Source organism: Pseudomonas sp. 20-5, assembly GCF_056782835.1.
Genome location: NZ_CM165584.1, coordinates 6,013,326 through 6,027,241 on the forward strand (window position 1 = coordinate 6,013,326; position 13,916 = coordinate 6,027,241).

The following is a 13,916-nucleotide window of genomic DNA, read 5'->3' on the forward strand; positions in this document are numbered from 1 at the left end:
GCGGCATTTGAAAAAGCAAAGAGCGTAAGAGGCAGACCTGTGAAAGCTGATGGTGGCGCAGTCCGCTGGCAGTCACTGAAAGACCGGTTGCGGAAAGGTGGTGGCAGTCGCGGGAAGCGCCCAGGACTTTCGACGCACAAGGGCATGGCGTTCGGCGAAGGCGAGCGCGGGAGGCAAACCGACGCCCGGCGGAAAGCCGGGCGCCGGCAGGTATTACAGGTTGTAGCCGCGCTCGTTGTGCAGCGCCAGGTCGAGGCCGACCGCTTCCTCTTCCTCGGTGACCCGCAGGCCCATGACCAGGTCCAGCACCTTGAGGATCACGAAGGTCACCACGGCGGTGTAGACCACGGTGAAGGCCACGCCCTTGAACTGCACGAAGAACTGCGCGCCGATGTCCTCCACGCTGCCGAAGCCGCCCAGCGACGGCGCCGCGAAGATCCCGGTAAGCAGCGCGCCGACGATACCGCCGACCGCATGTACGCCGAAGGCGTCGAGGGAATCGTCGTATTTCAGCGCGCGCTTGAGACTGGTGGCGGCGAAGAAACAGATCACCCCGGAGGCCAGGCCGATCACCAGCGCGCCCATCGGACCGGCGGTGCCGGCGGCCGGGGTGATGGCCACCAGACCGGCGACCACGCCGGACGCGATGCCCAGGGCGCTCGGCTTGCCGTGGGTGATCCACTCGGCGAACATCCAGGCCAGGGCCGCGGCGGCGGTGGCGATCTGGGTCACCAGCATGGCCATCCCGGCGGTGCCGTTGGCGGCGGCGGCGGAACCGGCGTTGAAACCGAACCAGCCGATCCACAGCATGGCCGCCCCGACCAGGGTGTAGCCGAGGTTGTGCGGCGCCATCGGCGTGGTCGGGTAGCCCTTGCGCTTGCCCAGCACCAGGCAGGCGACCAGACCGGCGATACCGGCGTTGATGTGCACCACGGTGCCGCCGGCGAAGTCCAGCACGCCCCAGTCCCACATCAGGGCGCCGTCACCGCTCCAGACCATGTGCGCGATCGGCGCGTAGACCACGGTGAACCAGACCGCCATGAAGATCAGCATCGCCGAGAACTTCATGCGCTCGGCGAAGGCGCCGACGATCAGCGCCGGAGTGATGATCGCGAAGGTCATCTGGAAGGTGATGAACACGCTTTCCGGGAACAGCGCGGTGGCGGAAGTCAGGCCGTCGGCGGTGAGACCGCTGAGGAAGGCCTTGTCCAGTCCGCCGACGAAGGAATTGAAGTTGAGGACGCCCTTCTCCATCCCGGCGGTATCGAACGCCAGGCTGTAGCCATAGACCACCCAGAGAATGGTGATCAGGCCGGTGATGGCGAAGCACTGCATCATGATCGACAGCACGTTCTTCGCTCGCACCATGCCGCCGTAGAACAGCGCCAGGCCGGGGATGGTCATGAGCAGGACGAGCGCAGTGGAGATCAGCATCCAGGCGGTGTCGCCGCTGTTCAGGACGGGTTCCTCGGCGGCCAGGGCGACGCCCGGCAAAGCGAGGGACAATAGGGCTCCTAGCCCTGCGATCTTACGCAGAGTCATGTTGGTATTCTCCTGGGGCTTTTGGGGGTTCGGTTGGGCTTAGATCGCGTCGGTATCGGTTTCGCCGGTACGGATGCGGATGGCCTGTTCCAGGTTCACCACGAAGATCTTGCCGTCACCGATCTTGCCGGTATTGGCCGCCTTGGTGATCGCCTCGATGACGCGGTCCAGCTGGTCGTCGGCGATCGCCACGTCGATCTTCACCTTGGGCAGGAAGTCGACGACGTACTCGGCGCCGCGATACAGCTCGGTATGGCCCTTTTGCCGGCCGAAACCCTTGACCTCGGTCACCGTGATGCCCTGCACACCGATCTCGGACAACGACTCGCGGACGTCGTCCAACTTGAACGGCTTGATGATGGCAGTGACTAGCTTCATGAAACTCTCTCCCGTGTTTGGTGGACTCGCCCCAGGAAAACGAACCCGAGGACAGTCTAAGCGCAGTGTCTGGCTTTGTAACGCGCCGGTCCCTCTGGGAAGCATGATCGGGACCCTCCGCCCCGACCTGGCCCTGCTGCGGCCGTTCGATGCCGCAACCTGCCGGCCTCCCGCAACCGCCTCATCTGCCGCACCGGTACTGCTTCAGTGCACGCCTCACCCCGGCCAAAGCAGAAAGCTTGCCAGCTCCGGCAAATCCGCCGGATTTCAAGCCCTTAGCCGCCAACCCGGGGATAGTGCGGAACGCCGGCCTCCGGGCGGCGCACCAAATAGGCGCAGACGCGCTCCGACAGTTGCGCAAAAAGTGTGCAATGGCCCTCCCGCGAGCGCCGCCGACATCGTGCTAGACTGCCGCCCACTCGTTACCGGAACCCTCGCCATGCTGCCGCCCAAAGCCGTCTTCGAAGCCCTCAGCCAACAAGCCAGCCGCCTGTTCGCCGGCGAATCGCCGTTGCCCAAGGCCGAGCTGGAGTCGCAGTTCCGCGCCCTGATGCAGAGCGCTTTCAGCAAGCTCGACCTGGTCAGCCGCGAGGAATTCGACAGCCAGATGCTGGTCCTCGCCCGCACCCGCGCACGGCTGGAAGCCCTGGAGGCCAAGGTGGCGGAACTCGAAAGCAAGCTGACGCCGCCCGCCGACTGATCCTTCCCCCTGCGAGCGGCGTGAGATCAAGGAGCGATCCATGTCCCTGGCGATTGTCCACAGCCGAGCCCAGGTCGGCGTCGAAGCCCCCTGCGTCAGCGTCGAGGCGCACCTGGCCAACGGCCTGCCTTCGCTGACCCTGGTCGGCCTGCCGGAAACCGCGGTGCGCGAGAGCAAGGACCGCGTGCGCAGCGCCCTGCTCAATGCCGGTTTCGACTTCCCCGCGCGGCGCATCACCCTCAACCTCGCCCCCGCCGACCTGCCCAAGGACGGCGGTCGCTTCGACCTGGCCATCGCACTCGGCATCCTCGCCGCCAGCGGCCAGTTGCCCGGCACCGCCCTCGACGGCCTGGAGTGCCTTGGCGAACTGGCCCTGTCCGGGGCGATCCGGCCAGTGCGAGGCGTATTGCCGGCCGCGCTGGCGGCGCGCGACGCAAGGCGCGTTCTGGTGGTACCGAAGGAAAATGCCGAAGAGGCCAGCCTGGCCAGCGGGCTGACGGTGTTCGCCGTGGACCACCTGCTGGAGATCGCCGGACACCTCTCCGGCCAGGCCCCGCTGCTGCCCTACCAGGCCCGCGGCCTGCTCCGCGCGCCCTTCCCTTATCCAGACCTGGCCGAGGTCCAGGGCCAGGCCGCCGCCAAGCGCGCCCTGCTGGTGGCCGCCGCCGGCGCGCACAACCTGTTGCTCAGCGGCCCGCCGGGCACCGGCAAGACCCTCCTGGCCAGCCGCCTGCCCGGCCTGCTGCCGGCGCTCGACGAGGACGAGGCCCTGGAGGTCGCAGCGATCCATTCGGTGGCCAGCCACGTCCCCCTCAGGCACTGGCCGCAGCGACCGTTCCGCCAGCCGCACCACTCCGCCTCCGCGCCGGCCCTGGTCGGCGGCGGCAGCCGCCCGCAGCCGGGCGAGATCACCCTGGCGCACCAGGGCGTGCTGTTCCTCGACGAACTGCCGGAGTTCGAGCGCAAGGTCCTGGAGGTCCTGCGCGAGCCGCTGGAAAGCGGCGAGATCGTCATTGCCCGGGCCAACGGCCGGGTACGTTTCCCGGCGCGCTTCCAACTGGTGGCGGCGATGAATCCCTGTCCCTGTGGCTACCTCGGCGATCCCAGCGGCCGCTGCCGCTGCACCCCGGAACAGGTCCAGCGCTACCGGGGCAAGCTGTCCGGACCGCTGCTCGATCGCATCGACCTGCACGTCAGCGTGCTCCGCGAAAGCACCAGCCTGCAGCCAGGACACGGCGAAACCGCTACCGCCGAGATCAGCGAACGGGTTGGCGCCGCACGGCAACGGCAACTGGCCCGCCAGGGCTGCGCCAATGCCCATCTCGACCTCCAGGCGATGCACCGCAATTGTGCACTCGCCGAAGCGGACCGCCGCTGGCTGGAGGCTGCCGGAGAGCGCCTGGAACTTTCCTTGCGCGCCTTGCATCGCATACTCAAGGTGGCCCGGACGCTGGCCGACCTGGAGCGCATCGATGCCATCGAACGCCGGCACCTGGCGGAAGCCCTGCAGTATCGGGCAACGACCTCCACGTGAAGCGTAATAATTCAGCAAAGCTATCGATTAAGGCTTTCCGAATCAAATTAGCTATCACGATGTGTTAGGCTGTTTCGTCTTCCGCCTTCGGCGGGCAATCCGATCACAAGGAGAGCTAGCTTACATGGAGACACCCACTACCCCCCGGAGCACCCTGAATCCTCCGGTCTTCTATACCTCCGCCGCCCTGATCCTGGCCCTGGTGCTGTTCACCGTGCTCCTCCAGGAAGAAGCGCAATCGCTGTTCAACCACGTCCAGCAATGGATCATCACCAACGCCAGCTGGTTCTACGTACTGGCCGTGGCGCTGATCCTGATCAGCGTGGTGTTCCTCGCCGTCAGCCGCTACGGCGACATCAAGCTCGGCCCCGACCACAGTCGTCCCGACTACCGCAACACCACCTGGTTCGCCATGCTGTTCTCCGCCGGCATGGGCATCGGTCTGATGTTCTTCGGCGTTGCCGAACCGGTGATGCACTTCACCACCCCACCGGTAGGCGAGCCGAACACCGTGCAGGCGGCGAAGGAAGCGATGAAGCTGACCTTCTTCCACTGGGGCCTGCATGCCTGGGCGATCTACGCCATCGTCGCGCTGATCCTGGCCTTCTTCAGCTATCGCCACGGCCTGCCGCTGACCCTGCGCTCGGCGCTGTATCCGCTGATCGGCGAACGTATCTACGGCCCCATCGGCCACGCGGTGGATATCTTCGCGATCATCGGCACCGTGTTCGGCGTGGCGACTTCGCTCGGCTACGGCGTGCTGCAGATCAACAGCGGCCTGCACCACCTGTTCGGCTGGCCGGTGAACCAGACCGTGCAGATCGCCCTGATCGCCGCCACCTGCGGCCTCGCCACGCTCTCGGTGGCCAGCGGACTGGACCGCGGCATCCGCATCCTGTCCGAGCTGAACCTGAGCCTGGCGGTGATCCTGCTGCTCTTCGTGCTGGTCCTCGGGCCGACCGTGTTCCTCCTGCAGACCTACGTGCAGAACACCGGGGCCTACCTGTCCGACATCGTCAACAAGACCTTCAACCTGTACGCCTACGAGCCCACCGACTGGATCGGCGGCTGGACCCTGCTGTACTGGGGCTGGTGGCTGTCCTGGTCGCCCTTCGTCGGCCTGTTCATCGCCCGTATCTCGCGCGGCCGCACCATCCGCGAGTTCGTCTGCGGCGTGCTGTTCGTCCCGGCCGGCTTCACCCTGCTGTGGATGACGGTGTTCGGCGATACCGCCATCCACATGGTCCTGCAGGAGGGCTTCACCCAGTTGGCCGAAGTGGTCAACCAGGACAGTTCGGTGGCGCTGTTCGCCTTCCTCGAGCACTTCCCGCTGGGCAGCGTGATCTCGCTGGTGGCGGTGCTGATGGTGGTGGTGTTCTTCGTCACCTCGGCCGACTCCGGCGCGCTGGTGGTGGACATGCTAGCCTCCAGCGGCAAGGACCACTCGCCGCTCTGGCAGCGGATATTCTGGTCGGTGCTGATGGGCGTGGTGGCCATCGCCCTGCTCCTCGCCGATGGCCTCAAGGCGCTGCAAACCGCGACCATCGCCAGCGCGCTGCCATTCTCCATCGTGCTCCTGGCGTCGATCTGGGGCCTGTTCAAGGCGCTGCACCTGGATGCCACCAAGCGCGGCATCCGCTACCAGGCGCTGACCTTCTCCCGCCCCACCACGCGCAGCGGCGCAAGCGAGGGCGACGGTTGGCAGCGCCGCCTGCGCAACATCGCCATGTTCCCAAGGCGCAGCCACGTCAACCGCTTCATCACCGATGTGGCGCGACCGGCCTGCGAGGACGTCGCCGCCGAACTGCGCAAGCAGGGCTACGAAGTCCAGGTGCAGGACGGCGAGGACGGCCGGGTTCGGCTGGAAGTCAGCCACGGCGGCGAGGTCGATTTCATCTACGAGGTGCGTCCGCGCGCCTTCACCACGCCGAGCTTCGTGATGCGCGACACCGAGGACAGCAGCGAGTCGCGCAAGTATTTCCGCGCCGAGGTCCATCTCCAGGAAGGCGGCCAGGACTACGACATCATGGGCTGGAGCCGCGACGGCGTGATCGGCGACATCCTCGACCAGTACGAGCGGCACATGCACTTCCTGCACGTGGTGCGCTGAGGGATGCGGGGGCCGGCCAATGCCGGCCCCTCGCCGTTTCGCCTACTGGATCTGCTCCGGAGTGACGATCACCCAGTTCCTGTCCGCCGTCACCGGCAGGCCGGCCTTGGCCTGTGCGGCGGAATGCTGCTTGATCATGCCGTTGATCTGCTCCATGTACTTGGCCTTGCGGTTGACCCACAGGTGCACGCCGTTTTCCGCGGTGCCGTTGAACAGCATGTAACCGTCGCTGTCCGGGGTATCGCCGGCGACCAGGATCGGCCGCTTCCAACGGTCGATGTAGGTGAGGATCGCAGCCTGCTTGCCGGCCATCCAGGTCGCCGGGGTCCACAGGTAGGGGGTCACCTCCAGGTCGAGGTTGGCCTTGGGATCGTACTTGCCCTCGGCGATCTGCTTGCGCGCAGTGGTCAGCTCGCCGGTCTTGCGGTTCTTCAGCAGGGTGGTGACGCCGATGACGTTCTCCGGCTTGGCGTTGTAGCCATACCTGGGGTCCGCCGCGACCATCCGCACCAGTTCCTCATGGGCCGCGCTGATCACGTAGACCTCGATGCCGTTTTCCATCAGCTTGTTGTACAGCTCGCGCTGGCCGCTGAACACGCGCGGCGGCTCGACGTCGAGCGTGGCGAGCTTGTCGCCGTCGTAATAGGTGGCGGGGATCGGCTTGCCGTAGGCCATCAGTTCGTCGACATAGCCCTTCAGTTCCCTGAGGGTGAAGCCTGAGAACACTTGGGCGACCCAGGGATAGCAGACCATGTCGTCGATCTCGCAAAGCCGGTAGTAGTAGCTGAACAGGCTCTCCTTGTGCCCGGCCTGGTCCTTGAACGGGATCAGTTTCAGCGAAGGGTCGAGCCTGTCGCGGGTCAGCACGCCCTTCATTTCCAGATAGGGCAGCAGCGATTCTTCCAGGTCGTAGCGATAGCTGGTGTTGTCCATGTCGAACACGGCATAGGCGCCCTTGTTCGCGTTGGCCTCGATCAGTGCATTCAGTTGCCTGGCGGCGGGGGCCGGCCAGTGCTCGAGTTCGGTGGCGCTGGCCTGGCCGACTGCGGCGGCGAGCGCCAGCGCGGCGAGTATTCCTTTGGCGAAGGTCATGGCGGGTTCCTTTGGGCGGTTGGAAGGAAGCTCCGTCCCCTGCCGCTCCCGACAGGCAACGACCAACGACCCTAGCGCAAACCCTGCGCCCGGCCCAGCGACGGCAGCGACCTGTAACGTCGCGTCAGCGCCAGGAGTTGTCCGGCGGCGTCACGCCAGCCGCTCGACGACGGGCAGACGCATCGCCGCCACCTCCGCGAGGAGGAAGTCGCGCAATCGCTGGAAGCGTTCCTGTCCCCTGCGGGCACGAGGCCAGACCAGGTGATAGCTTTCGCCGCTGGCCACCGCCACCGGCCAGGGCAGGCCGATGCGGCCCTGGGCGACATCCTCGGCGACCATCACCAGGTCGCCGATGGACACGCCATAGCCTCGCGCGGCGGCGACGATGCCCAGTTCCAGCGTGTCGAACACCTGGCCGCCCTTGAGCGACACCTCCTCCCCCAGCCCGGTCCGTTGCAGCCAGCGTCGCCAGTCGCGACGATCCGGCGTGGGGTGCAGCAACTCGCTGTCACGCAGGCGTTGGAGGGTCCAGGGCTCCACGGCCTCGTCGGGATCGCAGACCGGCACCAGCCATTCGGCGAACAGCGCTGCCGTTTCCCATTCCGGGCTGAACTGGCCGCTGCCCAGCAACACCGCGCAGTCGAAAGGCTCGCGCTGGAAGTCCACCGAGTCCACATCCATCCAGGCACTGGTGAGCTGCACCTCGATATCCGGGTTCAGGTGGCGGAAGCGGCTCAGGCGCGGTAGCAGCCAGCGCAGGGTAAGGGTGGAAGGCGCCTTCAGGCGCAGGGTGGCGTCGTCCACACGCAGGGCGGTGCAGGCCCGTTCCAGCGCATCGAAGCCGTCGCGCAGCCCGGGCAGCAGCAGGCGTGCCGGCTCGGTCAGCTGCAACTGGCGGCCATGGCGCTCGAACAGACGACAACCGAAGTGCTCCTCCAGGGTACGGATGTGCCGGCTCACCGCGCTCTGGGTTATCGCCAGTTCCTCGCCGGCGCGGGTGAAAGAGGCGTGCCGGGCGGCAGCCTCGAAGGCGCGCAGGGCATACAGCGGGGGCAGGCGACGGGTCATTGGGGAATTACCTCTTTCATGACTTTTACTCATGCCTGGCATCTTGTTTTTCCTTTTGTGGAGCCATGCCAGTCGCACCGAGAATAGCCGCATTCTCAACGCCGACAGGCCATCGCGGCAACCATCTCCTCCTGAGCCTTACTCATCCATGTCCTCGCCATCCCTCGTCGAACTCAAAGCCATCCTGCGCCTGGCGGGCCCGTTGATCGCCGCCCAGCTGGCCTATGTCGCCATGGTCTTCACCGACACCGTGATGATGGGCAAGCTCGGCCCCGACGCGCTGGCCGCCGGCGGCCTGGGCGCGGTCAGCTACGCCTTCGTCTCGACGTTCTGTGTCGGCGTGGTGGCAGCGGTCGGCAACCTGGTGGCGATCCGTCACGGCTGCGACGACGCCGCTGGCGCCGCCGCGGCCGCTCGCTCCGGACTCTGGGTCGGCGCCGCGCTGGCCCTGGCCGCCGGCCTGCTGCTATGGAACCTGCGGCCGCTGCTCCTGGTCTTCGGCCAGGCGCCGCAGACGGTGGACGGCGCCATGCAGTTCCTCCACAGCCTGACATTCGCCCTGCCCGGCTACATGGCCTTCATGGTCCTGCGCGGCTTCACCAGCGCCATCGACCGCGCCGGCCCGGTGATGGCGATCAGCGTGCTCGGCGCGCTGGCCAACCTGGCTCTCAACTATTCCTTCATAGAAGGCCTGTTCGGCCTGCCGCGCCTGGGCCTGGCCGGTATCGGCCTGGTCACCGCCCTCGTCATGAACTGCATGCCGCTGCTGCTGGCCCTGTATATCCGCCTGCAGCCGGCCTATGCCGAGTACTCGCTGCTGCGCGGACTGGGACGGCCGCAGCGGGCGATGGTCGAGGAGATACTGCGCCTGGGGCTGCCCATCGGTGGCACCTACGCGGTGGAGTCGGGGATGTTCACGGTCGCCACCCTGTGCATGGGCATCATCGGCGATCACGCCCTGGCCGCGCACCAGATCGCCATCCAGGCGGTATACGTGGCGTTCATGGTGCCGGTGGGGTTGTCGTACGCCACCACCTACCGCATCGGCCAGCATTTCGGCGCCGGCCGCCTGCTCGAAGCACGCCGCGCCGGGCGTGTCGGCATCGGCTTCGGCGCGCTGTGCATGCTGCTCTTCGCCGGGCTCTTCTGGTGGATGCCGGAGGCCATCATCGGCCTGTTCCTCGACCGCGACGCCCCGGCCAACCGGGAGGTGGCCGCGATGGCCGTCTCGCTGCTGGCGATCGCCGCCTGGTTCGAGCTGTTCGACGGCACCCAGAACGTCGCCATGGGCGCGATCCGCGGTCTCAAGGACGCCCGCACCACCTTCCTGGTCGGCCTGGCCTGCTACTGGCTGGTCGGCGTGCCGCTGGCCTGCCTGCTGGCGTTCGCGGCCGGCTGGGGCGCCGCGGGCGTCTGGTGGGGGCTGGCCGGCGGCCTGGCCTGCGCAGCCATCGGCCTGACCCTGGCCTTCGAGTGGAAGACCGCGCGGTTGCTGCCGAAAGCCACGGCCAGCGAGACGTCGGCGCTCAATTGCCGAGCGGCTGGCCGCGGTGCGCCGAGCGCTCGCCGATGCCCAGGAAACGCGCCAGTTCCGCCAGCGGCAGCGGCGGACTGATCCAGTAGCCCTGCACCTGGTCGCAACCGAAATCGCGCAACTGCTCCTGCTGGCGCAGGGTCTCCACGCCTTCGGCAACCACTTCCAGGTTGAGGTTGTGCGCCAGGTTGATCATCGCCCGCACCAGTTGGAAGTTTTCCGCCCGCTGGTCCATGCCGCCGACGAAGCTGCGGTCGATCTTCAACAGGGTGATCGGCAGGCTATTGAGGTGGACGAAGGACGAGAAACCGGTGCCGAAGTCGTCCAGCGAAAAGCGCACGCCCAGTTGGCCGAGCGCCTGCATGGTCTGCAGCACCTGGTCGCTACGCCGCATCACGGCGGTCTCGGTCAGTTCGAACTCGAGCCAGCGCGCGTCGACGCCGTGCTCTTCGATCAACCGTTGCAGGGTCGGCAGCAACTGGCTGTCCTGGAACTGGCGGAACGACAGGTTCACCGCCATGTGCAACGGCTCCAGGCCGCGCCCGTTGAGCCACTGCATGTCGCGCAGGGCGCGGGCGATGACCCAGTAGCCGAGCGGCACGATCAGCCCGCTTTCCTCGGCCAGCGGGACGAACTCGCTGGGCGTGAGCAGGCCCCGCTCGCCGTGGCGCCAGCGCACCAGCGCCTCCAGGCCGACGATGCGCCCGCTGTCCAGGCACAGTCGCGGCTGGTAGTGCAGCTCCAGCTCGTCGCGACGCAGCGCCCGGCGCAGTTCGGCTTCGAGGTCGGCGAGGCTGCGCACGCCACGGTTGATGCGTTCGTCGAAGACATGGAAGGTGCAACCCTGGCGGCTCTTGGCCTGCTGCATGGCGATGTGCGCATGCCACATCAGCGGGTCGGCGCCTTCGTCGGCACGGGCGTGGGCGAGGCCCAGGCTGCAACCCAGCAACAGGCTCTCGCCATCGATCCAGTAGGGCTCGCCGAGGCATTCGACGATGCGTTCGGCGACCCGCTCGACGCGTTGCGGATCGCGACGGGTGTCCAGCAGCAGGGCGAACTCGTCGCTGCCCAGGCGCGCCAGGCTGTCACCGTTCTCCATGAAGCCGCGCAGGCGGTTGACCACCTGCAGGATCAGGCGGTCGCCGCCCTGGTGGCCGAGGGAATCGTTGACGTGACGGAAGTTGTCCAGGTCGAGGTGGCCGAGCACCAGGCCACGCCCGTCGAATTCGCTGAGGCGCGCCGCGAGCAGGGTCTGGAAGCCCTGGCGGTTGGCGATGCCGGTCAGCGGATCCTGCTCGGCGAGCAGTTGCAGGGTCGCCTGCAAGCCCAGGCGCTCGCGCGCGTAGCGCAGGCAGCGGCGCAGGCTGTCCTCGGAAAGCTGTTCGGCGGCCAGCCAGTCGACCACCCCGACCGGCGCCTGCGCCGGCTCCTGCTGCAACAGCAGGATCACCGGCCAGGGGCAGGGAGTCCCCAGCGGCAGGCAGGCCGGCGTGGCCAGGAGCAGCCCGCGGGGCTCGGCGGCGAACAGGGTGGCCGCGCCCTCCCAGGTGGTGACGATGCTCAGCGAAAAGGCAGGCCCCAACGCTCTCAGGCGTTCACCTAGCAGTGGCGCCCAGTCCGGCGTATCCGCCAGAAGGAGCAGGCGCAAGGGTTCTGCGGGCGCTGACAAGCAACCTCCAAAGTTTTAAGAATCTTCGTAAAGAACGAACGGCATCATCCTAATGCGGTAGGGAATCTACAGCAAAATGGCGTGAACGATCTCGGGATCGGTCACAGCTTGCACGCTAATTCTCGCGGATGCCAGCCAGCCTGTTAGAATACGCCCCCGCTTCAACCCTCTCTTCCGGCCTGTTCCTATGTCCCGACTCAATCCCCGGCAGCAAGAAGCCGTGAACTACGTCGGCGGTCCCCTGCTGGTCCTGGCTGGCGCCGGCTCCGGCAAGACCAGCGTGATCACCCGCAAGATCGCCTATCTCGTCCAGCAGTGCGGTATCCGCGCCCAGTACATCGTCGCCGTGACCTTCACCAACAAGGCCGCGCGGGAGATGAAGGAGCGCGTCGGCACCCTGCTGCGCGGCGGCGAGGGCAAGGGCCTGACCGTCTCGACCTTCCACAACCTCGGCCTGAACATCATCCGCAAGGAACACGAACGGCTCGGCTACAAGCCCGGTTTCTCGATCTTCGACGAGTCGGACATCAAGGCGCTGCTGACCGACATCATGCAGAAGGAGTATTCCGGGGACGACGGCGTCGACGAGATCAAGAACTACATCGGTGCCTGGAAGAACGACCTGATCCTTCCGGAGGAGGCGCTGGAAAAGGCCCGCAATCCCAAGGAGCAGACCGCCGCGATCGTCTACCTGCATTACCAGCGCACCCTGCGCGCCTACAACGCGGTGGACTTCGACGACCTGATCCTGCAACCGGTGAAGCTGTTCCAGGAACATCCGGACGTCCTCCAGAAGTGGCAGAACAAGGTGCGCTACATGCTGGTGGACGAGTACCAGGACACCAACGCCAGCCAGTACCTGCTGGTCAAGCTGCTGGTGAAGGACCGCGCCCAGTTCACCGTGGTCGGCGACGACGACCAGTCGATCTACGCCTGGCGCGGCGCGCGCCCGGAAAACCTCATGCAGCTGAAGGAAGACTTCCCTTCGCTGAAGGTGGTGATGCTGGAGCAGAACTACCGCTCCACCAGCCGCATCCTCAAGTGCGCGAACGTCCTCATCGCCAACAACCCGCACGTATTCGAGAAGCAGTTGTGGAGCGAGATGGGCCACGGCGATCCGATCCGGGTGATCCGCTGCCGCAACGAGGACGCCGAAGCCGAGCGCATCGCCATGGAGATCCTCACCCTGCACCTGCGCACCGAGCGGCCGTACAGCGAGTTCGCCATCCTCTACCGTGGCAACCACCAGGCCAAGCTGATGGAGCTGAAGCTCCAGCACCACCAGATTCCCTATCGGCTCTCTGGCGGCACCAGCTTCTTCGGGCGCCAGGAAGTGAAGGACCTGATGTCCTACTTCCGCCTGCTGGTGAACCCCGACGACGACAACGCCTTCCTCAGGGTGATCAACGTGCCGCGCCGGGAAATCGGTTCGGCGACCCTGGAGAAGCTCGGCAACTACGCCACCCAGCGCAAGATCTCGATGTACGCCGCCTGCGACGAGATGGGCCTGGCCGAGCACCTCGACAGCCGTTTCCACGAACGCCTGCAACGCTTCAAGCGCTGGATGGACGGTATCCGCCGACAGTGCGCGGAGAACGAGCCGATCGCCGTGCTGCGCAGCATGGTGATGGACATCGACTACGAGAACTGGCTGCGGCAGAACGCCTCCAGCGACAAGGTCGCCGAATTCCGCATGAGCAACGTCTGGTTCCTCATCGAGGCACTGAAGAACACCCTCGAGCGCGACGAGGAAGGCGACATGACCATCGAGCAGGCCATCGCCAAGCTGGTCCTGCGCGACATGCTGGAGCGCCAGCAGGAAGAAGAGGAAGGCGCCGAAGGCGTGCAGATGATGACCCTGCACGCGTCGAAGGGGCTGGAGTTCCCCTACGTGTTCATCATGGGCATGGAGGAAGAGATCCTGCCCCACCGTTCCAGCATCGAGGCCGACACGGTGGAAGAGGAGCGCCGCCTGGCCTACGTCGGCATCACCCGCGCGCGGCAGAACCTGGCGATGACCTTCGCCGCCAAGCGCAAGCAATACGGCGAGATCATCGACTGCTCGCCGAGCCGCTTCCTCGACGAACTGCCCCCCGAAGACCTCGAATGGGAAGGCATGGAAGACGCCCCGCAAGAGGTCAAGGCGGCCAAGGGCAACGCCGCCCTCGCCGACATCCGCGCCATGCTCAAGCGCTGAGCCCGCCGCGCCTCGACTGTCTCGATTTTCACAAAAGTGTCTTGCCCGATGCCTAGCCTCGGGCGAGGAACTTTTGCCGCTCCACGCGCGAC

Annotated in this window: 10 protein-coding genes; 5 read left to right on the top strand and 5 right to left on the bottom strand. The window is 66.4% G+C overall.

The window, feature by feature from the left end; all coding sequences use genetic code 11:
• Window positions 1–213: 213 nt before the first annotated feature.
• Window positions 214–1,542, bottom strand: coding sequence for an ammonium transporter (locus AC1RB9_RS27725; RefSeq protein ID WP_003109815.1), 1,329 nt, complete (start codon window positions 1,540–1,542; stop codon window positions 214–216).
• A 39-nt stretch (window positions 1,543–1,581) separates the two neighbouring features.
• Window positions 1,582–1,920, bottom strand: coding sequence for a P-II family nitrogen regulator (gene glnK / locus AC1RB9_RS27730; protein ID WP_003096476.1), 339 nt, complete (start codon window positions 1,918–1,920; stop codon window positions 1,582–1,584).
• 439 nt (window positions 1,921–2,359) lie between these two features.
• Here glnK and AC1RB9_RS27735 point away from each other — a divergent pair, with 439 nt between their 5' ends.
• From AC1RB9_RS27735 to betT, 3 genes are all read left to right on the top strand, one after another.
• Window positions 2,360–2,620, top strand: a complete 261-nt coding sequence (locus AC1RB9_RS27735) for an accessory factor UbiK family protein (protein ID WP_003096478.1) — start codon at window positions 2,360–2,362, stop codon at window positions 2,618–2,620.
• Window positions 2,621–2,660: 40 nt separating this feature from the next.
• Window positions 2,661–4,154, top strand: coding sequence for a YifB family Mg chelatase-like AAA ATPase (locus tag AC1RB9_RS27740; RefSeq protein WP_003457843.1), 1,494 nt, complete (start codon window positions 2,661–2,663; stop codon window positions 4,152–4,154).
• A gap of 124 nt (window positions 4,155–4,278) precedes the next feature.
• Window positions 4,279–6,264, top strand: coding sequence for a choline BCCT transporter BetT (gene betT / locus AC1RB9_RS27745; protein WP_003096496.1), 1,986 nt, complete (start codon window positions 4,279–4,281; stop codon window positions 6,262–6,264).
• A gap of 42 nt (window positions 6,265–6,306) precedes the next feature.
• Here betT and pchP read toward each other — a convergent pair whose 3' ends face one another.
• Together pchP and AC1RB9_RS27755 are read right to left on the bottom strand one after the other, a co-directional pair.
• Complete coding sequence (gene pchP, locus AC1RB9_RS27750) at window positions 6,307–7,356, bottom strand: phosphorylcholine phosphatase (protein ID WP_003110458.1); 1,050 nt, start codon at window positions 7,354–7,356, stop codon at window positions 6,307–6,309.
• A gap of 150 nt (window positions 7,357–7,506) precedes the next feature.
• Window positions 7,507–8,424, bottom strand: a complete 918-nt coding sequence (locus AC1RB9_RS27755; RefSeq protein ID WP_003098255.1) for a LysR substrate-binding domain-containing protein — start codon at window positions 8,422–8,424, stop codon at window positions 7,507–7,509.
• A gap of 148 nt (window positions 8,425–8,572) precedes the next feature.
• On the opposite strand from AC1RB9_RS27755, the gene AC1RB9_RS27760 reads away from it, so the two are divergent.
• On the top strand, window positions 8,573–10,039 hold the full coding sequence (locus AC1RB9_RS27760) for a NorM family multidrug efflux MATE transporter (RefSeq protein WP_003457845.1): 1,467 nt from the start codon (window positions 8,573–8,575) through the stop codon (window positions 10,037–10,039).
• Here AC1RB9_RS27760 and AC1RB9_RS27765 read toward each other — a convergent pair.
• A complete protein-coding gene (locus AC1RB9_RS27765; protein WP_033873879.1) occupies window positions 9,951–11,627 on the bottom strand; it encodes a putative bifunctional diguanylate cyclase/phosphodiesterase in 1,677 nt (558 codons plus the stop codon). The two genes, AC1RB9_RS27760 and AC1RB9_RS27765, sit on opposite strands and share 89 nt — an antisense overlap.
• 187 nt (window positions 11,628–11,814) lie before the next feature.
• On the opposite strand from AC1RB9_RS27765, the gene rep reads away from it, so the two are divergent.
• Window positions 11,815–13,824: a DNA helicase Rep gene (gene rep / locus AC1RB9_RS27770; RefSeq protein WP_003110454.1), complete on the top strand. Its 2,010-nt coding sequence runs from the start codon at window positions 11,815–11,817 to the stop codon at window positions 13,822–13,824.
• Window positions 13,825–13,916 lie beyond the last annotated feature (92 nt).

Bases quoted from the DNA above. Each gene is read 5' to 3' on its own strand.
- AC1RB9_RS27725 (WP_003109815.1), bottom strand. From the start codon at position 1,542: ATGACTCTGCGTAAGATCGCAGGGCTAGGAGCCCTATTGTCCCTCGCT.
- glnK (WP_003096476.1), bottom strand. From the start codon at position 1,920: ATGAAGCTAGTCACTGCCATCATCAAGCCGTTCAAGTTGGACGACGTC.
- AC1RB9_RS27735 (WP_003096478.1), top strand. From the start codon at position 2,360: ATGCTGCCGCCCAAAGCCGTCTTCGAAGCCCTCAGCCAACAAGCCAGC.
- AC1RB9_RS27740 (WP_003457843.1), top strand. From the start codon at position 2,661: ATGTCCCTGGCGATTGTCCACAGCCGAGCCCAGGTCGGCGTCGAAGCC.
- betT (WP_003096496.1), top strand. From the start codon at position 4,279: ATGGAGACACCCACTACCCCCCGGAGCACCCTGAATCCTCCGGTCTTC.
- pchP (WP_003110458.1), bottom strand. From the start codon at position 7,356: ATGACCTTCGCCAAAGGAATACTCGCCGCGCTGGCGCTCGCCGCCGCA.
- AC1RB9_RS27755 (WP_003098255.1), bottom strand. From the start codon at position 8,424: ATGACCCGTCGCCTGCCCCCGCTGTATGCCCTGCGCGCCTTCGAGGCT.
- AC1RB9_RS27760 (WP_003457845.1), top strand. From the start codon at position 8,573: ATGTCCTCGCCATCCCTCGTCGAACTCAAAGCCATCCTGCGCCTGGCG.
- rep (WP_003110454.1), top strand. From the start codon at position 11,815: ATGTCCCGACTCAATCCCCGGCAGCAAGAAGCCGTGAACTACGTCGGC.